General features: G+C 56.7%; 20 protein-coding genes. 14 read left to right on the top strand and 6 right to left on the bottom strand.

Annotated features, from left to right (window positions below; genetic code table 11):
- Positions 1 to 41: 41 nt before the first annotated feature.
- The 3 genes from KHU29_RS15430 to KHU29_RS15420 are packed head-to-tail and all read right to left on the bottom strand — an operon-like array spanning position 42 to position 3,322.
- The gene (locus KHU29_RS15430; protein ID WP_211453659.1) at positions 42 to 1,193 is read right to left on the bottom strand and encodes a CaiB/BaiF CoA transferase family protein; all 1,152 of its coding nucleotides are present in this window, start codon (positions 1,191 to 1,193) and stop codon (positions 42 to 44) included.
- Between the two features lie 6 nt (positions 1,194 to 1,199).
- The gene (locus tag KHU29_RS15425) at positions 1,200 to 2,132 is read right to left on the bottom strand and encodes an SDR family oxidoreductase (RefSeq protein WP_211453658.1); all 933 of its coding nucleotides are present in this window, start codon (positions 2,130 to 2,132) and stop codon (positions 1,200 to 1,202) included.
- Between the two features lie 50 nt (positions 2,133 to 2,182).
- Positions 2,183 to 3,322, bottom strand: a complete 1,140-nt coding sequence (locus KHU29_RS15420; RefSeq protein ID WP_211453657.1) for an acyl-CoA dehydrogenase family protein — start codon at positions 3,320 to 3,322, stop codon at positions 2,183 to 2,185.
- Between the two features lie 354 nt (positions 3,323 to 3,676).
- Between KHU29_RS15420 and ugpB the strand changes: the two genes are divergently transcribed.
- From ugpB to KHU29_RS15395, 5 genes are all read left to right on the top strand, one after another.
- Positions 3,677 to 4,990 (top strand): sn-glycerol-3-phosphate ABC transporter substrate-binding protein UgpB, encoded by a 1,314-nt coding sequence (gene ugpB, locus KHU29_RS15415; RefSeq protein ID WP_211453656.1) that lies wholly within the window; start codon positions 3,677 to 3,679, stop codon positions 4,988 to 4,990.
- A gap of 182 nt (positions 4,991 to 5,172) precedes the next feature.
- Positions 5,173 to 6,057, top strand: coding sequence for a sn-glycerol-3-phosphate ABC transporter permease UgpA (ugpA, locus tag KHU29_RS15410; RefSeq protein WP_211453655.1), 885 nt, complete (start codon positions 5,173 to 5,175; stop codon positions 6,055 to 6,057).
- Positions 6,058 to 6,090: 33 nt separating this feature from the next.
- Complete coding sequence (ugpE, locus tag KHU29_RS15405) at positions 6,091 to 6,942, top strand: sn-glycerol-3-phosphate ABC transporter permease UgpE (protein ID WP_211453654.1); 852 nt, start codon at positions 6,091 to 6,093, stop codon at positions 6,940 to 6,942.
- Between the two features lies 1 nt (position 6,943).
- The gene (locus tag KHU29_RS15400) at positions 6,944 to 8,023 is read left to right on the top strand and encodes a sn-glycerol-3-phosphate import ATP-binding protein UgpC (RefSeq protein ID WP_211453653.1); all 1,080 of its coding nucleotides are present in this window, start codon (positions 6,944 to 6,946) and stop codon (positions 8,021 to 8,023) included.
- Positions 8,024 to 8,414: 391 nt separating this feature from the next.
- Complete coding sequence (locus tag KHU29_RS15395) at positions 8,415 to 8,804, top strand: DUF7079 family protein (RefSeq protein ID WP_211453652.1); 390 nt, start codon at positions 8,415 to 8,417, stop codon at positions 8,802 to 8,804.
- Positions 8,805 to 8,823: 19 nt separating this feature from the next.
- On the opposite strand, the gene KHU29_RS15390 is transcribed toward KHU29_RS15395, so the two are convergent.
- Positions 8,824 to 9,057, bottom strand: a complete 234-nt coding sequence (locus tag KHU29_RS15390) for a hypothetical protein (protein WP_211453651.1) — start codon at positions 9,055 to 9,057, stop codon at positions 8,824 to 8,826.
- Between the two features lie 152 nt (positions 9,058 to 9,209).
- Between KHU29_RS15390 and KHU29_RS15385 the strand changes: the two genes are divergently transcribed.
- Entirely contained in the window at positions 9,210 to 10,037 is an 828-nt protein-coding gene (locus KHU29_RS15385) for a ferritin-like domain-containing protein (RefSeq protein WP_246542106.1), read from the top strand.
- Positions 10,038 to 10,078: 41 nt separating this feature from the next.
- On the opposite strand, the gene KHU29_RS15380 is transcribed toward KHU29_RS15385, so the two are convergent.
- Complete coding sequence (locus KHU29_RS15380) at positions 10,079 to 10,936, bottom strand: amidohydrolase family protein (protein ID WP_211453649.1); 858 nt, start codon at positions 10,934 to 10,936, stop codon at positions 10,079 to 10,081.
- 211 nt (positions 10,937 to 11,147) lie between these two features.
- Here KHU29_RS15380 and KHU29_RS15375 point away from each other — a divergent pair, with 211 nt between their 5' ends.
- From KHU29_RS15375 to KHU29_RS15350, 6 genes are all read left to right on the top strand, one after another.
- The gene (locus KHU29_RS15375; RefSeq protein ID WP_211453648.1) at positions 11,148 to 11,822 is read left to right on the top strand and encodes a response regulator; all 675 of its coding nucleotides are present in this window, start codon (positions 11,148 to 11,150) and stop codon (positions 11,820 to 11,822) included.
- Positions 11,812 to 13,257 carry a sensor histidine kinase gene (locus KHU29_RS15370; protein WP_246542104.1) on the top strand — a complete coding sequence of 482 codons (1,446 nt, stop codon included), beginning with the start codon at positions 11,812 to 11,814 and terminating at the stop codon, positions 13,255 to 13,257. Before KHU29_RS15375 ends, KHU29_RS15370 begins: the two co-directional genes overlap by 11 nt.
- 210 nt (positions 13,258 to 13,467) lie before the next feature.
- On the top strand, positions 13,468 to 14,601 hold the full coding sequence (locus tag KHU29_RS15365) for a porin (RefSeq protein ID WP_211453647.1): 1,134 nt from the start codon (positions 13,468 to 13,470) through the stop codon (positions 14,599 to 14,601).
- A gap of 291 nt (positions 14,602 to 14,892) precedes the next feature.
- A complete protein-coding gene (locus tag KHU29_RS15360) occupies positions 14,893 to 15,489 on the top strand; it encodes an undecaprenyl-diphosphatase (RefSeq protein ID WP_211453646.1) in 597 nt (198 codons plus the stop codon).
- A gap of 80 nt (positions 15,490 to 15,569) precedes the next feature.
- Positions 15,570 to 16,232: a response regulator gene (locus KHU29_RS15355; RefSeq protein WP_211453645.1), complete on the top strand. Its 663-nt coding sequence runs from the start codon at positions 15,570 to 15,572 to the stop codon at positions 16,230 to 16,232.
- 38 nt (positions 16,233 to 16,270) lie between these two features.
- Complete coding sequence (locus tag KHU29_RS15350; protein WP_246542102.1) at positions 16,271 to 17,569, top strand: ATP-binding protein; 1,299 nt, start codon at positions 16,271 to 16,273, stop codon at positions 17,567 to 17,569.
- A 36-nt stretch (positions 17,570 to 17,605) separates the two neighbouring features.
- Here KHU29_RS15350 and KHU29_RS15345 read toward each other — a convergent pair whose 3' ends face one another.
- The gene (locus tag KHU29_RS15345) at positions 17,606 to 18,829 is read right to left on the bottom strand and encodes a CaiB/BaiF CoA transferase family protein (protein WP_211453643.1); all 1,224 of its coding nucleotides are present in this window, start codon (positions 18,827 to 18,829) and stop codon (positions 17,606 to 17,608) included.
- Between the two features lie 390 nt (positions 18,830 to 19,219).
- On the opposite strand from KHU29_RS15345, the gene KHU29_RS15340 reads away from it, so the two are divergent.
- Positions 19,220 to 19,561 carry a hypothetical protein gene (locus KHU29_RS15340; protein WP_211453642.1) on the top strand — a complete coding sequence of 114 codons (342 nt, stop codon included), beginning with the start codon at positions 19,220 to 19,222 and terminating at the stop codon, positions 19,559 to 19,561.
- Positions 19,562 to 19,572: 11 nt separating this feature from the next.
- A complete protein-coding gene (locus KHU29_RS15335; protein ID WP_246542100.1) occupies positions 19,573 to 20,133 on the top strand; it encodes a glycine zipper family protein in 561 nt (186 codons plus the stop codon).
- Positions 20,134 to 20,591: the final 458 nt, after the last annotated feature.

The following is a 20,591-nucleotide window of genomic DNA, read 5'->3' as shown; positions in this document are numbered from 1 at the left end:
GGTTATTTAAATATTTAAAAAATCTGTTCTAAATCACACCTTTAAATCGCGCCACTGGCGGATAATGCCGCCAAGGCGGCTTCATCCAATCCCAGCGCTGCCAGCACGTTCAAGGTATCCGCTCCCAATGCCGGGCAGTCGCCGCTGCTGCTGGCGCCAAGTGGTTCGCTGAACTTGATCGGCAAATCCGATAAAGGCTTACCATCTTCCATCCGGATCAGGCCGCGCGCCTTGACTTGCGGATTGTCCAGCGCCTCTTGCGGCGTATAAATGCCCGACACGCAGCAGTCACGGTCCGCCAGCAGCAATTCCCATGCATCGCGCGAGCGGGTCTTGAACAATTCGCCCAGGGCAGCCCTCAAGGTTGCGCCTGCCGGCCCCGGCGCCAATGGCATGACGGCCAGGTCGGGGCGGCCAACCGCGTTACAGAAATTGAGGAAGAATTTGGGTTCCAATGCCGCCATTGCGACATGCTTCCCATCGGCGCAAGCGTAGATGCTGTAATTAGCCAGGCCACCGCTCAACATGTCGTCGCCGCGCGCCCTGCTCTCGCCCAGCGTGCGGATGGTGGCCAGTGATAATGTCTGTAGCGCCAGCGTTCCGTCAAGCATGCCGACGTCAACCATGGCGCCCTGCCCCGAGGCACGCGCACCTATCACTGCGGCCAGAATGCCGAGCGCGCAGGTCAAGGCGCCGCCGGCCAGGTCCGCGCTTTGGAAATTCGACAGCACCGGCGCGCCGTCGGCAGCGCCGGTTTGATCCAGCAAGCCGGCATAGGCGCAATAATTCATGTCATGCCCGGCCCGGTCTTTATAAGGGCCGGTCTGCCCATAACCAGTCAACGCTGCATAGACCAGGCACGGGTTGACCAGCTTCAAGTCTTGATAACCGCATCCTAGCTTATCCATCACGCCGGGCCGGAATGATTCGATCAGGACGTCGGCCCGGGCTGCCATTTTTTTTAGAACCGCGACGGCCTCCGGCTGCCGCAAATCCAAGGTGACCGATTGTTTGCCGCGATTGAGCAGGGTGAATAATTCCGGCGCCAGCATGCGCGCGTAATCACCGCCCTGCGGTTCTTCCAGCTTGATGACCTCGGCTCCCAGTTGCGCCAGGTAAAAGCTGCAAAAGGGGCCAGGCAGCAAACGGGTCAGATCAAGCACCCGGATACCGGACAAAAGCGGATTAGCCATTATGAATCAAGGCTTGCCCTGACCGAATGGCGAACCGGCACCCTGCACGATAGACATCAACGACTCGCCTATGCTCTTGGGATAGGTGACGCCATCGAAATCACCAATTTCTTGCCATTTCTCTGCCACCTCCTCGGGCCCGAAAGCCTGTCCCTGGAAATGATGGCCTTGCGTACGCTGCCAGCGCAGCTTGGCGTGGAAACCGGCGCCGACCTCGAACAAACTGCCGTTCTCCTTGCAGCTTTCGTGGCATAGATACGCCGCCAGCGGTGCGACATACTCAGGCTTAAGCGCTTCCAGCATTTGCGGCGGCATCACCGTTTCCGAAATACGCGAACCGGCCAACGGTGCAATCGTATTGACCAGCACGTTTTTGGCGGCGCCTTCAATCGCCAGCGTATTCGCCATGCCGATCAAACCCATCTTCGCCATGCTGTAGTTGGCTTGACCGAAATTGCCATAGATCCCGGCGGCCGAGGTGGTCATGACGATGCGGCCGAAGCCTTTGTTGCGCATATGCGGCCACGCCGCATGGGTGACGCGGAAAGCGCCGAGTACGTGGACCCGGTAGATCAGATCCCAGTCGTCCGCGGTCATCTTGGCGAAACTGCTGTCGCGCAAGATGCCGGCATTGTTGATCACGATATCGATGCCGCCAAAATGATCGAGGGCAGTCTGCACGATCCGGGCGCCGTCTTCCACCGAATCGTAGTTGGCAACCGCGATACCGCCAGCCGCCTTGATCTCTGCGACCACCTGATCGGCAGCCGCACTGGACTTGCCGCCGCCATGGACGTCGCCGCCCAGGTCATTCACCACCACGTTGGCGCCACGCGCCCCCAGCAACAAAGCGTGTGCCCGTCCCAAGCCGTTGCCGGCGCCGGTGATGATCGCGACACGACCGTCGTACCGCAATTCACTGGCTATCGTATTTGCCATAATCCATATCTTTATTCATTGAATTCATTGAAAATAAAAAGAACCTGCACTCATATCGATCGAGAAATAATCTCTTTCATGATTTCATTGGTGCCGCCATAAATGCGCTGGGCGCGGGCGTCGATATAAGCGCGCGCAATTGGATATTCTTGCATGAAGCCGTAACCGCCATGCAACTGCAGGCACTGGTCCAATACTTTCCCTTGCAAATCGGAGCACCAGTATTTGGCGGCAGCGGCGGCATCGACCCGCAACTCACCCTCGACTTCCAGTTCGATGCAACGATCGACAAACACACGGGCGATCTGCAATTCGGTTTTCATCTCGGCCAGCTTGAAGCGCGTGTTCTGAAACGACGACACCGTACGGCCGAAGGCTTGCCTGTCGCGCGTGTACTCGATAGTTGCAGTGAGCATCGCTTCGGCATTTGCCACCGAAGTGATCGCAATCAGCAACCGCTCCCAGGCCAGCTCCTGCATCAGCATGGTGAAACCGGCGCCGACCTGGCCAATGATATTACTCTTCGGGACCCGTACATTCTCAAAGAACAGCTCACAGGTATCCTGGGCTTTCATGCCGATCTTCTTCAAGGGCTTGCCCTTGCTGAAACCGGGCCGGTCGGCTTCGATCACCAGCAACGACACGTTCTTGGCGCCGCGGGCCTTGTCGCCGACCTTGACCGCCACCACCACCATGTCGCTGTTATAGCCGTTGGTAATGAATATCTTGGAACCGCTGACGATGTAGTCGTCGCCATCTTCGAGCGCCGTGGTTTGTATCGCCTGCAAATCCGATCCGGTGCCGGGTTCCGTCATCGCGATCGCCGTGATCACCGTGCCGGCGGCCATCTTCGGCAGCCAGGCTTGCTTCAACTCTTCGCTGCCGTAGCGCAGCAGGTAAGGCGCCACGATGTCGGAGTGCAGTGGCCAGCCAATGCCTGAGGCGTTGCTGCTTGCCAGCTCTTCCAGCACGATGCTGCTGAACTTGCGGTCGACACCGGAGCCGCCATAGTTTTCCGGCATATTGGTGCACAGGAAGCCAAGCTCGCCGGCGCGCCGCCAGATATCGCGATCGACAAAACCTTGCTCTTCCCAGGCAGCGTGGCGTGGCAACACTTCGGCCTGCAGAAAGCGACGCAGGCTTTGGCGGAATTCTTCGTGGTCTGAGTTGAATAACTGGCGTGGGATCATCGTGTCTCCTGATATTTTTATTGTGTAATTTAATTTACACTTTCATCGATTCCAACTCAAAAACAAGCTGAAATCATGGTGTTTGAGAATACACCGATTTTCAATATGAAAGCTAGAGACCTGTCTCGAACTAAAGGTAATTTTTATTACACCAATGTGCATAGTTGAATCCAAGTACATCCAGCCATGCCAGACCACAAGTGACATCCGCTCGGCCAGGCTGATTGTGCAATAGAAAACAAACATTGCGCCGCTCGCAAGGTCACCTATAGAATCCGGCTGTATAGCGAGACGGCGGCTGTCACGCGGCCGTCACATCGATTCGCTACCATGAAAAATTTTACGGGGGCCCTGATGAAATTGAAATTCAAAGCACTTGCCATCGCCTGCACACTGGCGACCATGAGTATTTCAGCCCATGCCACCACAGAGATATCCTGGTGGCATTCCATGGCCGGCGCTCTCGGCGACCGCGTCAATGGCCTGGCCGATGAATTCAACAAGAGTCAGACCGAATACAAGGTAGTCCCGGTATACAAGGGCGCCTACGACGAAGCCATGGCGGCGGCGACCGCTGCGTACCGCGCCGGCAACGCCCCCGATATATTGCAGGTATTCGAAGTCGGCACCGCCACCATGATGTATTCCAAGGGCGCCATCAAGCCGGTGTCGGAAGTCATGAAGCTGGCCGGCGAACCATTCGATCCGGCGGCTTACGTGCCGGCTATCGGCGGCTACTACGCGGCGCCTAAGGGCGCCGGCCTGTTGTCTCTGCCATTCAACAGCTCGACCACCGTCATGTTCTATAACAAGGACATGTTTGCCAAGGCCGGCCTCGATCCGAACAAGCCGCCAGTCACCTGGACCGAGCTCGCGGCCGATGCTGCCAAAGTGAAAGCCAGCGGCGCCAAGTGCGGCTACACCACGACCTGGCAGTCATGGGTCGAACTGGAATCGTTCTCGACCTGGCATAACGTTGAATTCGCCTCCAGGAACAATGGCTTCGACGGCCTCGATACCCGCCTCAAGTTCAACAGCCCGCTGCACGTCAGGCATATCCAGAACCTGGCCAACTGGGCCAAGCAAGGTTTGTTCACTTATGCCGGCCGCAAGGATGAGGCAACCTCGAAATTTTATTCCGGCGAATGCGGCATGCTGACCGGCTCATCTTCCAGCTACGCGGACATCTCGAAAAATTCCAAATTCAAGTTTGGTATCGCTACCCTGCCCTATTACAACGACGTCCCCGGCGCGCCGCAAAACACCATAATCGGCGGCGCTTCGCTGTGGGTCATGGGCGGCAAGAAAACCGAGGACTACAAAGGCGTGGCCAAATTCTTCAAGTTCTTGTCGCAGCCGGAAGTGCAGGCCAAGTGGCATCAGGAAACCGGCTACCTGCCGACTACGCTGGCCGCTTACGAGATCACCCGCAAATCCGGCTACTATGATCGCAATCCCGGCACCGACGTTCCGGTCAAGCAGATGATCACCAAGACCACCGACAAGTCGCGCGGCATCCGTCTTGGCAACATGCCGCAGATCCGTACCATCATCGACGAAGAGTTGGAAAACGTCTGGACCGGCAAGATTACGGTCAAGCAGGCTTTGGATACGGCCGTGGAACGCGGTAATCTGCTACTGGAACGCTTCGAGAAAACAAACAAGTAACCGCCAGATAATCAAGCAGTCAGGTAGGGTAGGCAAGTTTTTTTGCCCACGCGTTAGCCAAGCGAAATATACGTCCACGTTCCGCTTCCCGCGTGGGCAAAAAAGGCTTGCCCACCCTACCAAATCACAACTTAGCCTTGCCTTGAAATCCCGCATCGCCGCGGACGATAGAAAGTCCCATCGTGGAAAAACGCGCTCGCTTCAAATCTGCCTGGCTGCCCTATGCCCTGGTGGCGCCGCAGATCATTGTCACCCTGTTGTTTTTCGTCTGGCCGGCGGTGCAAGCCCTGTACCAGTCGATGCTGCTGCAAGATGCCTTCGGCGGCTATTCGGAATTCGTCTGGTTCGATAATTTCCGCACGCTGTTCGCCGACAGCAATTACCTCGGTTCCTTCAAGACCACTGCCGTTTTCTCGGTGCTGGTGGCCGTACTCGGCCTGTCGATATCGCTGATCCTGGCCGCCTTCGCCGATCGGGTGATCAAAGGCGCGGGAATCTATAAAACCTTCCTGATCTGGCCTTATGCGGTTTCGCCGGTGGTAGTCGGCGTGCTGTGGATGTTCATGCTCAGCCCGACGCTGGGGATTGTCTCCCACTGGCTGCATTACGTCGGCATCGACTGGAATCACGTCTTGAACGGCCGCCATGCCATGATCCTGATCGTGATCGCCGCCGTCTGGAAACAAGTCAGCTACAACTTCCTGTTCTTCCTGGCCGGGCTGCAATCGATACCGAAGTCGTTGATCGAAGCCGCTGCCATTGACGGCGCAGGACCGGTAAAACGTTTTGCGACCATCGTTTTTCCGTTGCTATCGCCCACCACCTTCTTCCTGCTGGTGGTGAATATCGTCTACGCCTTTTTCGACACCTTCGCGATTATCGAAGCCACCACCCAGGGCGGCCCCGGCAAGGATACCGAGATACTGGTCTACAAGGTATTCATCGACGGCTTCAAAGGCGGCGACCTGGGTGGCGCCGCGGCGCAGTCGGTGATCCTGATGACCATCGTCATCGTGCTCACCGTGCTGCAATTCAAGTATGTCGAAAAGAAAGTCCAGTACGCATGAAGATCCTCACTGAAAATGCCTTGAAAGACGCCCATGATTGAGCGCCGCCCCATCCTCGACATGATCGGCCACCTGGTGCTGCTGCTGGGCGTCATCATCATCGCCTTTCCGCTTTACGTAGCTTTCGTCGCCAGCACGCAAACTGCCGGGCAGGCAGCAGCCGCGCCGTTGTCCCTGCTGCCCGGCACGCACTTTATCGAGAACTACAGCGCGCTGTTGACCAAGGGCGCATCCGGCAACGTCTCGGCGCCGCCGGTGGCGCGCATGCTGATGGTGAGCCTGATCTCGGCGCTAGCGATCGCTATCGGCAAGATTTCGATCTCCATGCTGTCGGCATTTGCCATGGTCTACTTTCGCTTTCCCGGTCGCGGATTCTTCTTCTGGATGATTTTCATGACCTTGATGCTGCCGGTGGAAGTACGCATCACGCCGACCTATCAGGTGGTATCCGATTTCCACATGCTCAATACCTACGCCGGCCTGACCATACCGCTGATCGCTTCGGCCACCGCCACTTTCCTGTTCCGCCAATTCTTCCTGACCATTCCGGATGAACTGGCGGAGGCGGCGCGCATCGACGGCGCCGGGCCGTTGCGCTTTTTCAAGGATGTAATCTGGCCGCTGTCGCGCACCAATATCATCGCGCTGTTCGTGATCATGTTCATCTATGGCTGGAACCAGTATCTGTGGCCGCTGATGATCGCCACCAACCAGGACATGTATCCGATCGGTATCGGCATCAAGACCTTGATTGTCGGCGGCGATTCGGCGGTGGAATGGAACATGGTGATGGCCACTTTAGTGCTGGCGATGTTGCCGCCCGGCCTGGTAGTGGTGGTGATGCAAAAGTGGTTTGTGAAAGGATTGGTTGACTCCGAGAAGTGATATGGCAAAAGTACACCTAGAGAACGTCAAGAAAACCTACGGCAAGGCGCCTAAGGCGGTCGATGTCATCCACGGCATTTCGATCGATATCGCCGATGGCGAATTCATTGTCATGGTGGGCCCTTCCGGTTGCGGTAAATCGACCTTGCTGCGCATGGTGGCAGGACTGGAAGAAATCACTTCCGGCGACATCGTCATCGGCGACCGCGTGGTCAACAAGCTGGAACCGAAAGACCGCGACATCGCCATGGTGTTCCAGAACTATGCGCTGTACCCGCACATGAGCGTGTACGAGAACATGGCTTACGGCTTGAAGATACGCGGCCTTAGCAAGGACGACATCGAGACGCGCGTGCAAAAGGCGGCCAAGATCCTGGAGCTCGGCGCCCTGCTGCAACGCACGCCGCGCCAGCTCTCGGGCGGCCAGCGCCAGCGGGTGGCGATGGGCCGCGCGATCGTGCGCGAGCCGGCAGTGTTCCTGTTCGATGAGCCGCTGTCCAACCTGGACGCCAAGCTGCGCGTGCAAATGCGCCTGGAAATCCAGAAACTGCATCGTGCGCTGGGCACTACCAGTTTGTACGTCACGCATGACCAGGTTGAAGCCATGACCTTGGGCCAGCGCATGATCGTCATGAATGGCGGCCGTGCCGAACAGATCGGCACGCCGGCCGAGGTCTATGCCAAACCGGCCACCACCTTTGTCGCCAGCTTTATCGGCTCGCCGCCGATGAATCTGTTGCAGGGGCGCCTGGCGGAAGACGGCGGCAGCTTCACGCTAGCCAACGCCGACGCCATCAAGCTGCCGTTCATCCACAACGCCATCGCCGGCCATGATTGCATCATGGGCCTGCGTCCGGAACAGTTGATCTTCGGCCAGCCCGGCTTGACGATGCGCGCGGAACTGGTGGAAGCGTTAGGCGCCGATCTGCTGGTGCATGCATCGATCGGCGATCAGCTGTTGGTGATGCGGGTACCAGCTGCGACCGCAGTCGAGACTGGACAGCAATTCACTGCCGGTTTTGACCCGGCGGCTTTGCACTGGTTTAATTCGGAGACCACGCAACGTATCGAGTTTGCATGAAACAAGGGCGCTGATTGAGCGGACATGTAGGGTGGGCACAAAGGCGTGCCCACCCTACGAATGCCGTTCCGGGCTTAACTGAACGGTATTACTACCTGCTGCACCATTTATCGAAAAAATTTAAAATTGAATTTTTAATAATTTTCGATGTAAGATTGATTGCAATTTAATCAAAGACAAAGTACGCGAAACAACGCGTCAAGGCACGTTAGCTACTGCAGGGATTGTTGGCGGAAGTGCCGTCGGTGCTGGCGCAATTGCGGCTGGAGCATGTGCCGCAACTGCGCCTGTCTGTGTGAGTGTTGCGGCTCTCATTGGCGCCATTTTATTTTCTGCAGGAGCAGATTTTACCTTTGGCACGCTCTATCCACGACCAGGTAAGTCCTGACATATGACCTCACTTGATGAGACTGAAATAAAGCGACGTACTCCGGTTTGGGTAGCGCTTTCAGAACTATTTGAGGGGAAAGAATTACAAGACTATGCATATAGGCACATTGCAGAGACGCTGCGAAACTCCGGTTATGCCACACAACAACTTGAACAGATCCTGAACGAGGAGATCACACCGGTTTTTCATTTCAATCTTGGACTGCTGGCACTACCTGAACATGAAGGGTGGTCAGAGGAAAATGTGAAGGATTTAATTCTCGAAAAACTTCATTCCAAACCTACTCTGACCGAGATCTTATTGCCCAAGAAATGGCTACTGAAAATGCGGTTAGGCTACAGCGCAAGTACCGTGCGCGCCAGATGGCAGGTAGTTAAGGCTATGCTCTGACCTACCATCTAAACTGACCTTACTCAGTCAGCGCAACCAGATTATCCACCTCGATTTTGGCAAACTCCACGCTGCTGTCGTAGGCCGTATCCACGCTGTTGTGCGCACTTTCCGTATTGGTGCGGCAGGAGACGCTGGCCCCGGCTTTCAATATCTGATACCCGTCATGCCACAAATCGTCGTGCCCCTGCACTGGCTTCGGCACGATGACGTAACCGCGATATTCGACGTTTTGTTTGGTTTGATCGCTCATATTGGCCTCGCTGCAAAATAAGCCTTAATCGTAGCATGAGCCCGGCATCCGCACATTTCGGCAAAATCGTGTACCTTGAACCTATTGCAGCAGCAAGCGTCTTACCTGAAAGCGAGTCCCATATCAGTCACAACCACATGGAGAGATTGATTATGCACAAAGGTAGTGAAGAGAATACGCACTGGAAAATCTCCGACCTGGATTTTTCAAAAATTAATACCGCACAGGTCCGGCCTGACGAAAACCTTTTCTATCTGGTCGCATGCGCTTCGTTTGTCGAAAGCGGCTCCCATCTCTATACGCAAAATCTGGTGGATTATTACGGCGACGAGCCGGAAATTTCCAACTGGCTGCGTGAGCAATGGGAGGTTGAAGAATTGCAGCATGGCCAGGCGCTGCGCGCTTATGTCGAGCACATATGGCCGGAATTCGACTGGCAAACCGCCTATAGCAATTTCCTCGATGAATATTCGTCCTATTGCAAGGTCGAGCTGCTGGAGCCCAGCAAAGGTTTGGAAATGGTTGCCCGCTGCGTGGTGGAAGCCGGCACCGCCACTTTCTACAGCGCCTTGTCGCGCAGTACGGATGAACCGGTACTAAAGGACCTGGCATCGCGCATCGCCAAGGATGAAGTGAATCACTACAAGCACTTCTTCCGTTATTTCCGCCGTTTCCGGCAGCATGAGGGATTACGCCGGCACCGCATCTTCGGCGCCTTGCGCCGTCGTACCCTGGAAATGAAAAATGAAGATGCCGCCTGCTCCCTGCGCCACGTGCTCAGCGCCAGAGCGCCGCAGCACGCCGGCGACCAGGCCATGCTGCAACGGATCCACAGCAAGATGAACACCACCATACGCAGCCATCTGTCGCCCGACATGACCATCAAGATGATCATGCGGCCACTGGATCTGCCGCATGCTGTGCAATCGCTGGTGGCTTATCCGGTTACGCAAATCATGAACAAGGTGTTCCTGCGTTAATCGGGTCCATGTGCTTTTGCGTATGGCACCCTTCCTTGCCGCTACAGGCGATAGAAGCGCTGCGCATTCAGACCCATGATTTGTTGCCGTTGGACCGGGTCGAGATCGCGCAGCAAGGTGTCGGTAGCCGCCAGCCAGCGTCCATAATCGCCCGCCAGCCTGACTACCGGCCAGTCGCTGCCCCAAATCACCCGCTGCGCACCGAACACCTCCAGCACATGGGCAACATACGGCTGCAATTGCGCAACCTGCCAGTCGGCCGCAGCCTCGGTCACCAGTCCGGATAACTTGCAATACACCTGCGGTAATGCCGCCAGGCGGGTAATCGACGCCCGCCAAGGTTCCAGCGTGGCGCTGGCAATCTGCGGTTTGGCCGCATGATCGATGACAATCGGTAAATCCGGATAGCGTTCAGCGAACCTTAGCAAAGCCGGCAAGTGGCGCGGCAGCACCAGCGCATCCATGCTCAGCCGATGGCGTTGCATCGCGGCGATCGCCGGCGCCAGCCGCGGATCGTCAATCCAGTCATCGGCCAGATCCTGCAGCATCGGCCGCAAGCCGCGCATTTTCGGATGGCTGGCCAACAGATGTATCTGCTGTTCAGCATTGACAGACTTCAAATCGGCCCAGCCGACCACCGCCCGGACAAACGCATTGCGCTCCGCCAGGCTGAGCAAGAACAGGGTATCGCTCATGCTCGGCAAGGATTGCACCAGTACGCTGCCGCTGATGCCATATTGCTGCAGCAACGGCGTAAGTTGTTCGGGCAGGAAATCACGGTGAATTTCCGCCAGCTCCGGCGGCGGCCATTGTCCGGCGCGGTTCGCCAGCAGCCAGAAATGCTGGTGGGCATCGATGCGCAAGGGAGAAAGCGCCGTATCGGCGAGCGTATTATCCATTTCAGATTAGTGTCCTATGCAGTGCGAATGAACCGTCTTGCCCACACCAAAGGTCCATTGGATGGACCAATACTAGCATGCGAGATTTTGGCCAGGCAATTGAAGATTTGCAGATGTCTCGATTTATTGGTAGCCAAGTTTCGACTCGCCTTTCATAATCCGCTTCAGCGCCAAGAGCTGTCATGGCGAGATCCCCGAGACGGAAACAAATATGCGAATTTTGCTGGTAGAAGACAACAGGCCACTATCCGAATGGCTGGCACTTACCTTACATCGCAATAAATACACGGTCGACTGCGTCTATACCGGCGCCGACGCCGACCATTTATTGCTAACCCAACAATACGAGTTGGTGATCCTTGACATGTCCCTGCCAAAACTGGATGGCAGCGAAGTGCTCAGGCGCTTGCGCGCCCGCCACGACAACGTGCCGGTGCTGATCCTGACGGCCAACAACTCGGTCGAGGGCCGCATCGTCGGCCTCAATGCCGGCGCCGACGATTACATGGCAAAGCCGTTCGACGTCAACGAACTGGAAGCCCGTATCCGCGCCTTGCTGCGCCGCTCCAACCAGCAGCGCAACCCGATCCTGCAGTGCGGCTCGCTGAGTTACGACAGCAACAGCCTGATTTTTTCGATAAACGGCATTGCGCTCACCCTGACCCGCCGCGAGCATGCGGTGCTGGAAACGCTGATCATGAAAATGGGGAAGACCGTCAGCAAGCAAGCACTGGCGGAGAGCCTGTACGCGATGGCCGAAGACGTATCGCAGGACGCCATCGAAGTCTATATCCATCGGATCCGCAAGAAACTTGAACATGGCGACGCCGCCATCATCACTTTGCGCGGACTCGGCTATCTGCTCAAGCAGCACAATGAAACCTAACACCCGGCCGCTGCGCAGCCTGCGCACGCAGCTGCTGCTGTGGCTGCTGGTGCCGCTGATACTGTTCGTCGGCTTCAACATCTGGGTTACCTACACTAACGCCATCCAGATGGCCACCGTGGTGCACGACCGGATGCTGCTCGGGTCGGCGCGCATCATCGCTGAACAGATACACTATGAAGACGACGTGTTTCAGGTGATGATTCCCCCCGCCGCGCTCGAGCTGTTTCAATCGGATTCGCATGACCGCGTGTACTACCGCGTGGTGGCGGCCAACGGCACGCTGCTGGCCGGACAGCTCGACTTACCCGATCCGCCGCACAAACCGCGCAGCGAAGAGGCGGTCTATTTCAACGCCAGCTTTCGCGATGACCCGGTGCGCATTGTCGCCTTTTCGCAACCGGTGTTCGGCATTCCGGCACAGGGAGCGGTCCTGATCGAAGTGGCGCAAACCCTGCATTCCTACAAAGCGCTGTCTGACCGCATGTGGGGCCACACCGTGCTGCAACAGCTGGCTATCCTGGTATTGGTCGTTTTTTTGCTGCTGCTCGGACTGCGGCACGGCCTGGCGCCGATGATGCGCTTGCGAGATCGCGTGCAACGCCGCAAACCTGGCGCCCTGGACCCGTTGGATACCGCTCCTGTGCCGACCGAACTGGCGCCGCTGGTGCATGCCATCAACGACTATGTGCAACGGCTGGACGATCATATGTCGGCGCATGGGCGTTTCATCGCCAATGCTTCGCATCAGCTGCGTACGCCGCTGACGGTGCTCAACACACAGGTCAATTACGGCCTGCGCAGCGACGACGCGCAAACCAAGGATGCTGCGCTGCGTGCGATCAACAAAGGCGTGCAGCACGGCATCCGGCTGGTCAACCAGTTGCTGACGCTGTCCAACGCCGAAACGGGTATTGGCCACCCTCTGCGCCAAACCGATGTCAATCTGATCGAGATAGTACAGACAGTCTTGGAAGAACTGGCAACGCTGGCGCAGACCAAGAGTATTGATCTCGGCTTCGAGTTTCACGGCGCCCCGGTGATGGTCCATGCCACGCCATCGATGCTGGAGGAACTGGTCGCCAACCTGGTCGACAACGCGCTTCGCTACACGCCTGCCGGCGGCATCGTGACCATTACCGTAACGGGCGACGAAACCGTCACCAGGCTGTGCGTTGAAGATAACGGCCCCGGCATTCCCGTGGCCGAACGGGAGCATGTATTCGATCGTTTCTATCGCCTGCACCAGGACCGCTCGGATGGTTCCGGCCTGGGCCTGGCGATTGTGCGCGAGATTGCCCTGGCGAGTCAGGCTGAGATTGTTTTGTCGTGTCCGGCTACCGGCAAGGGATTGATCGTTACGGTCAGTTTTCCGGCTTTACCGAAGAAAAACGGCGAAACAAGCGGGACAGGTGACACAGGTGAGACAGAGTGACCGCTTCCAGTGCAAAAAAAATAATATTTTTTTGAAAAACTACGCTTGGCTTTCAGAAGCAAGAATTAATTTTCAACGTTGTGGCGCAAAACCCACAGAGCAGGGACAGGCATTTCACTCCTTGAAAGCAATTAGTAAGCTAGCCAATTTTATAGTTTGCCTACTGATCCGCACGATCAGCAATTCAACTAATAAATATCTGGAGACAAAATGAAAAAGTCGCTACTAGCGCTAGCAGTTCTGGGGACGATCGGTTGTATCAATACAGCATCCGCACAATCCAACGTCACCATATATGGCCTGATCGACGCCACCATCAGCACTGTCAATCATGCGGACAAGGCTGGGGATCGCCTGACCGGCATCCCGGTCGCCTGGTTCAGCGGCAATCGGATCGGTTTCCGTGGTAAAGAAGACCTCGGCGGCGGACTCAAGGCAATTTTCAAACTGGAAGCTGAATTCGTAGTCGGCACCGGTGAAATGGATACACCCGGCGTATTGTTCAACCGCGACGCCTGGGTCGGTTTGCAAGACGACACTTTCGGTCAGGTCGTTCTGGGCCGCCAAAATACTCTGGCACGCGATTTCTCCCAGATCTACGGCGACGCATACGGCTCCAAGCTTGGCCTGGAAGAAGGCGGCTACACCAACAACAACAACTTCAAGCAACTGATTTTCTACTCGGGCAGCGCCACCGGCACACGTTACGACAATGGCGTAACCTGGAAGAAAGTATTCAGTAACGGCGTCGTGGCCGGTCTTGGTTATCAGTTTGGCAATGTCGCTGGTCAATTTGCCCACAACACCACAAAATCTGCAGCAATCGGCTACAACGGCTCCAACTTCCTGGTTTCCGGCTTTATCAATCAGGCCGATGTTGGTAACGGCATCGACAGCAGTCTTGAAAAGCACAAGTCGTACTCGCTGGGCGGCAGCTACATTTTCGATCTGGTACGTTTGAACGCCGGTTACTTCCATTACACGGCAGAGCAAGGTGCGCTCGGCAAGCGTAAGGACAATGCGTATACCGTATCGGCCAAGTTCACGCCGCAAGGTTCGTTCGACTATGAGCTCGGTTATCAAGTAATGAAAGCCGACAACGCTGCTTACAATGCGGCCGGCACCGGCACCTTGAATGCCTACAACGACGCCAGCGGCTCGACCGCCACAGGAAGCGGCAAGAAATCCACTATCTACGGCTCGACCCGCTATCATTTATCCAAGCGCACAGAGATGTATGTGGCAGCCGACTATATGAAACTCACTGACGGCTATCGCGTGGCTTCAGCCCATGGCTTCAAGAACCAGACTGAATTTGCAGTAGGCATGCTCACCAAGTTCTGATCCGTCAATTTACGCGTTAATCACCTGCTGATGGATTTTTTTGAATCCAGGCACCAGGCAAAGCCGGCATGACTTTCGTCAGCGCCGGCTTTTTTTATTTCATGTCGCCTTGCTGGACGGCCGCTGCGGATTGTCACAATGTATCAATGCCAGTCGCTACCTGCCCTTCAGCACTATTCCGCTACCTCAGTAACAGCTAAGTTTTAGCAACTATCCTGTTCCGTAATAGTCAAAAGCTACCAGCCCCGATCTAGGGGCTTTTTTCATAGCAAGATATTGTCAAAGGGCACCATGGAAGAACTGAATCAATCGCTATTTCTGCTGATTAACGCCGGCGCGCAGCCATCCCCATTGTTACTGAATAGCGCCATGCTATTCGCGGAATGGCTGATTTTCCTGATCCCGGCCGGCCTGCTGCTAGGCTGGTTCCGCGGCGGCGAACAAACCCGTAAGCTGATGCTGGAAGCCGTCGTTTGCGGCGTCGTCGGTTTGTCGATCAGCATGTTGCTTGGTGTGCTGTGGCAACATCCTCGCCCGTTCATGATCGGCCTTGGCACCAATTTTCTTGCTCACTCTCCCGACTCGTCGTTTCCCAGCGATCACCTGACATTGCAATGGTCGGTAGCTTTCAGCTTTCTGCTGCACCCGCAACTGCGCAAGACTGGCGTGATCTTGAGTTTGCTCGGCTTGCCGATGGCATGGGCGCGGATTTACCTGGGCGTCCATTTTCCACTCGACATGGTTGGCGCGGCAATGGTTGCGGCGGTTAGCGCAGGACTGTGCTTTGGTTGCGCAAAGTGGTTTATCGAACCGCTGTTTAAATGTGTTTCCTTCATCCATGGCCGTTTGTTTGCACCGTTGATCCGTCGTGGCTGGATGTTGAAATAAGCCGGTTGCACGGTAGAATCAGCCGAAGAAGCGGTTTGAAGCATGTCGGCGCAATGTTGACGCATGAACGGGAGCGGGAAATGAGGGTATTGCTGGTGGAAGACGATCGCATGATCGGCGACGCAGTCCAGATGGCGTTGCGCGACGCCAGCCATGCCGTCGACTGGGTTCACGACGGCACCACAGCCTTGAGTGCTGCGGCTAGCGAGAGCTACGACGTCATGTTGCTTGATCTGGGCTTGCCGCATCAGGACGGATTCGCCGTGCTGCGCCAGCTACGGCAGCAAGGCAACAGCTTGCCGGTGCTGATCGTAACGGCGCGGGATGCGGTCGAAGACCGTATCGGCGGCCTCGACCTGGGCGCAGACGATTACCTGATCAAGCCGTTTGAGATGGGCGAATTGCTGGCGCGCATGCGTGCCGTGGTGCGGCGCAAAGCCGGCAACGCCAATCCGGTCATGAGTAACGGCGCGCTTGCCCTCGATCCCAGCACCCGCGAGGTAACGATAGATGGCGTCGCAACCCGCTTGTCGGCCCGTGAATTTTCCTTGCTCCATGCGCTGCTGTTAAGACCGGGAGCAATCCTGTCACGCCAGGAACTGGAAGACCGCATCTACGGCTGGAACGAAGAAGTCGAGAGCAATGCGGTGGAATTCCTGATTCATTCGATACGTAAAAAACTGGGTGCGGCGGCGATCAAGAATGTCAGGGGGTTGGGATGGATGGTTTCAAAACAAGATTAAGCCGTTCATTGCAATTTCGGCTATCGCTATGGCTGTCTATGGTCATTCTCGCGATGGCGGTTCCGGCGGGTGTGTACTCTTTTTTTTCGGCTTTTCATGAAGCCAACGATCTGCAAGACGATCAGTTGCGCCAGGTTGCGGCGCTGGTGCTTAGCCGCGACTTGCCGCCGGCCACACCGGATCATCGCGCAACAGGAAAAATGAAGGACGACGAATCGAAAGTCATCGTCCAGATCCTGGCGCCGGCACGGAACGCCAGGGACGATGATGGCTCCCTGCACCTGCCGGACGATCTGCACGACGGCATGCAAACAGTCAATGTCAATCATGTGCCGTGGCGCCTGTTTGTCCAGTCGACCGTATCCGGCCAGCGGCTGGCGGTGGGCCAGCAGACTGAAGTGCGCGATGAAATCGCCCGCGACAGCGGCTTGCGGACGGTAATGCCGTTCATGGTGCTGATCCCGATATTGATAGCATTGGTCAGCATCATGGTGCGCGGCATGCTGCGGCCGATTGCAAAGCTGTCGCAAGAAGTCGACCGGCGCGACGACCAGGACATGCGGCCACTCGACGAGCAGCATGTGGCCGATGAAATCCGGCCCTTGATCGGCTCGATCAACCGCTTGCTGCGCCGGGTTGCCGACAACATGGATGCGCAGCGGCGCTTTCTTGCCGATGCCGCGCATGAGTTGCGCTCACCGCTGACAGCTCTTTCGCTGCAAGCGGAAAATCTCGCTGCAACCGATCTTTCGCCGGCCTCGAAAGCGCGCCTGCTGCCATTGCGGCAAGGTTTGAATCGCAGCAAAGCGCTGCTGGAACAATTATTGACGCTGGCGCGCTCGCAAAATACTGGCATCCCGCAGGCTAGCCAGGTCACCCAGGTGTCCTTGCACGCTGTGCTGCGACGCGTGGTTGAGGATAGCTTGCCGCTGGCGCACGCCAACCAGATCGATATCGGAGTTGAAGCCGATACTGAGGCGGATGCCGAAGTTACGCTGGCGGCGCAGGAAGTCGACATCGTCGCTTTAATACGCAACCTGATCGACAATGCAATCCGCTATACGCCGGCGGGCGGCAACGTGGAGGTGCGTATGCACGCGCAGCCTGGCCAGGTGACTATCGAGGTGGAAGATAGCGGGCCCGGTATCCAGGAAGCGGAACGTGAGCGGGTATTCGATCCGTTTTATCGCGTGCTGGGCAGCGACCAGGATGGCTCCGGCCTCGGGCTGTCGATCGTCAAGTCGATCGTGGCAAGGCTGCATGGCAGGATCGAACTGCAGCATGCCCGCAGCAGCGCGCCTCATGGCTTAAAGGTGATTATTCATATCCCCGCCTGATAGTGCAGGCGCAATGCGCATCACGCAGCATTAGATTCAGATCACTCCCTGCTGCCGCAACTCCGCGATTTGCTCCGCGCTTCTGCCGATGGCTGCCAGCACCTCTGCCGTATGCTGCCCCAGCTCCGGCCCTACCCAGTTGGTCTGGCCCGGGGTAGCAGAAAGCTTGGGCACGATACCCGGCAAGTCTATCGGCTGACCGTCCGGCAGGACATGCTGCTGGATCATGTCGCGTGCGCGGAAATGCGGATCCTGGTGAATATCGGCTGCCGTATAGACTTTGCTGCTCGGTACTTCAGCCTGTTCCAGCACTTGCAACACATGTTCCAGATCGTGTTGCGAGGTCCATTCGGTAATTGCTGCATCGAGCATATCGTTATGCTGCGCCCGGCCGTCGTTGCGCGCCAGGCGCGGATCTTCTGCCAGGTCGCTGCGGCCGATGGCATGCATCAGGCGTTTGAAGATGCTGTCGCCGTTGCCGGCGATGATGACATAGTGCTCGCCGCGCGCATCGCTCAGGCATGGATACGTGCTCGAGGGCGAGATGCCGGGAAAACTGGCGCCGGTACGCTCGCGCACGAAACCGAACTCGGCATATTCCGGAATCAGGCTTTCCATCACACCGAATACTGCTTCATACAAAGCGATATCGATGAATTGCCCTTTACCGCCATTCGCGTGCAGATGATGCATGGCCAGCAGTGCGCCAATCACGCCATACAGCGAAGCCAGCGTATCGCCGATGCTGACGCCAACCCGCACCGGCGGCCGGTCTGGATAACCGGCCAGGTTGCGCAAGCCGCCCATCGATTCGGCAATCGCGGCAAAACCCGGCCGCGCGTGGTAAGGGCCGTCCTGGCCGTAGCCGGACACCCGCACCATGATCAGCTTCGGATTGATCTTCGACAAATCCTCCCAGCCCAGGCCCCAGCCTTCCAGCGTACCGGGACGAAAATTCTCGATCACGATATCCGCATCCTTGACCAGGTCGCGCACGATCTGCTGGCCCTGTTCCGATTTCAGGTTCAAGGTTACCGATTTCTTGTTGCGGCTCTGCGAATACCACCACAGCGACGTACCGTTGTGCAGCTTGCGCCATTTGCGCAGCGGATCGCCGTCGCCCGGCGCTTCGATCTTGATCACCTCGGCGCCGAACTGGCCCAGCAGGCTGGCTGCATATGGCCCGGCAATCAAAGTGCCGAGTTCGATCACCTTGACACCCTGGAGGGAGGATTGCTGTTCTGCTGATGGCTGCTTCATTTCTGTCACCTGTCTCGATTTTCTGTTTCTGTTTTCTGCTCGTGCTGCGTATCTGCAGATTATAAAGTAGGCCGCAGGCAACCAGTTTGGTAGGGTGGGCAAGTTTTTTTGCCCACGCTGAATTCACTTCTCAGAAGATCGACGTTCCGCGTGGGCACAGGTGCCCACCCTACGATTCCGGATTTAGCCACGGCCCCATCGCGTGACGCCAGCCCTCCACTGCCCGCCTGCAACAATTCCGTACATTAATGTGCTCGCATCTGCAGGTTTGTATCAAAGAGTTAAAATGATTGACCTTTACGCCAACATTTGCAACCAGAAGTAACTCCTTTTGGCGATTGCGGCGCACCGGATTACTATTAAATAACTGATAAATGCGTAGGACATGTCATGAAAAAAATTGCTCTATTGGTACTTGCTGCGGCGGGCCTGATGGCCACCAGCTCGGCCAGTTTTGCTTACGGTTATTATGGCCATGGCGGCTTTTACGGCCCACGCTTCGGTGTCACCATAGGCGGACCGCTATATTGGGGCCCGCCGCCGGTGTACTACGCACCGCCGGTGTATTACGCCCCACCCCCGGTCTATGTTGCGCCTGAACCGCAAATCTATATAGAAAAAACCCCGAACTATGCGTATTACTGCCCTAGTCCGGCGGGCTACTATCCGCAGATTCCACGCTGTCCCAAAGGCTGGATGAAGGTAGCGCCGGACGAAGATCAACCCAGATAAGGCGGTGTGTGATGATAAATGGAACTACCAAGGTAATCGCGGCCTCGATGGCCGTTTTGCTGACCGGCTGCGTAACCGCACCGGCCGGCCCGAACGTGATGGCACTGCCCGGTGCCGGCAAGAGCTATGAACAATTCCGCAACGATGAAGCGGTCTGCCAGCGCGCTGCGCAAGACAGGGTAGGACCGTATGCACCGCAAGCGGCCGCAGACAATGCGGTAGGCACGGCAGCAGCAGGCACCGTGATCGGCGCAGCGGCTGGCGCCCTGATCGGCGCAGCAACCGGCCGTGCCGGCGCCGGTGCGGCGATTGGCGGCGGCATTGGTTTGCTGGGCGGCAGTTCAGTGGCAGGCGACTCGGCGGCACGCAGCAGCTATGGCATGCAGCGTCAGTACAACAATGTGTATACCCAATGCATGTACGCCAAGGGTAACCAGGTGCCGGTGTCCGGCGGCTATGCAAATAATCGCCGCCAGTATGCGCCGCCTCCGCAGTATTCGGTGCCGCCTGATTATTATCCGCCGCAACGAGGAAATAATTATGGGCCGCCGCCGGATTACGTGCCTTACTGATCGCGGTTGATCACGACTGCTACAAAGACATGCTTTTGCATGTCTTTGTGCATTTTGGGGAGTGCTTTTTTGATGTGATGTATGTCTGGCGTCCATCAAATGCGATGGCATGTACTCCGTGGTCCGTTAAATGGGGTCAGAGTAATTTACGACGAGAGACTGTCGTAAAAAAACTCTGACCCCATTTAACTGCGTGGGGTTGATTTTGACGCGGCTTTTGAAGTTGAAGTCCGCATTGGGACGCTGCCAAATGTGGCGCGTGTCAGTCGGGAATTGTGGGAAGACATGTTTGAGCGCAGCGAGTTGGTCTTTCCACCCGACTGATACGCGCCACATTTGGGGACCTGACCGAAGGGAAGGCAGTGGCTTTGCGGTCGCCTTCTTTTTGGTTACTTTTTTTGGCGCCCGGCTAGGGGCGAAGCAAGAAAAAGTGACTAGCTGCCGGGCTACCCCCATAC

Source organism: Collimonas antrihumi, from assembly GCF_018304965.1.
Taxonomy (GTDB): Bacteria; Pseudomonadota; Gammaproteobacteria; order Burkholderiales; family Burkholderiaceae_D; genus Collimonas; species Collimonas antrihumi.
The sequence above is the reverse complement of the archived record's forward strand: the minus strand, read 5'-3'. Positions and strand labels throughout refer to the sequence as shown.

Coding starts and splice junctions, on each gene's coding strand:
- KHU29_RS15370 (WP_246542104.1), top strand. CDS start 11,812: ATGAAACCTAACACCCGGCCGCTGCGCAGCCTGCGCACGCAGCTGCTG.
- KHU29_RS15375 (WP_211453648.1), top strand. CDS start 11,148: ATGCGAATTTTGCTGGTAGAAGACAACAGGCCACTATCCGAATGGCTG.
- KHU29_RS15395 (WP_211453652.1), top strand. CDS start 8,415: ATGACCTCACTTGATGAGACTGAAATAAAGCGACGTACTCCGGTTTGG.
- KHU29_RS15365 (WP_211453647.1), top strand. CDS start 13,468: ATGAAAAAGTCGCTACTAGCGCTAGCAGTTCTGGGGACGATCGGTTGT.
- KHU29_RS15340 (WP_211453642.1), top strand. CDS start 19,220: ATGAAAAAAATTGCTCTATTGGTACTTGCTGCGGCGGGCCTGATGGCC.
- ugpB (WP_211453656.1), top strand. CDS start 3,677: ATGAAATTGAAATTCAAAGCACTTGCCATCGCCTGCACACTGGCGACC.
- KHU29_RS15380 (WP_211453649.1), bottom strand. CDS start 10,936: ATGGATAATACGCTCGCCGATACGGCGCTTTCTCCCTTGCGCATCGAT.
- KHU29_RS15350 (WP_246542102.1), top strand. CDS start 16,271: ATGGTCATTCTCGCGATGGCGGTTCCGGCGGGTGTGTACTCTTTTTTT.
- ugpE (WP_211453654.1), top strand. CDS start 6,091: ATGATTGAGCGCCGCCCCATCCTCGACATGATCGGCCACCTGGTGCTG.
- KHU29_RS15390 (WP_211453651.1), bottom strand. CDS start 9,057: ATGAGCGATCAAACCAAACAAAACGTCGAATATCGCGGTTACGTCATC.
- KHU29_RS15425 (WP_211453658.1), bottom strand. CDS start 2,132: ATGGCAAATACGATAGCCAGTGAATTGCGGTACGACGGTCGTGTCGCG.
- KHU29_RS15345 (WP_211453643.1), bottom strand. CDS start 18,829: ATGAAGCAGCCATCAGCAGAACAGCAATCCTCCCTCCAGGGTGTCAAG.
- KHU29_RS15400 (WP_211453653.1), top strand. CDS start 6,944: ATGGCAAAAGTACACCTAGAGAACGTCAAGAAAACCTACGGCAAGGCG.
- KHU29_RS15385 (WP_246542106.1), top strand. CDS start 9,210: ATGCACAAAGGTAGTGAAGAGAATACGCACTGGAAAATCTCCGACCTG.
- KHU29_RS15420 (WP_211453657.1), bottom strand. CDS start 3,322: ATGATCCCACGCCAGTTATTCAACTCAGACCACGAAGAATTCCGCCAA.
- KHU29_RS15355 (WP_211453645.1), top strand. CDS start 15,570: ATGAGGGTATTGCTGGTGGAAGACGATCGCATGATCGGCGACGCAGTC.
- KHU29_RS15360 (WP_211453646.1), top strand. CDS start 14,893: ATGGAAGAACTGAATCAATCGCTATTTCTGCTGATTAACGCCGGCGCG.
- KHU29_RS15335 (WP_246542100.1), top strand. CDS start 19,573: ATGATAAATGGAACTACCAAGGTAATCGCGGCCTCGATGGCCGTTTTG.
- KHU29_RS15430 (WP_211453659.1), bottom strand. CDS start 1,193: ATGGCTAATCCGCTTTTGTCCGGTATCCGGGTGCTTGATCTGACCCGT.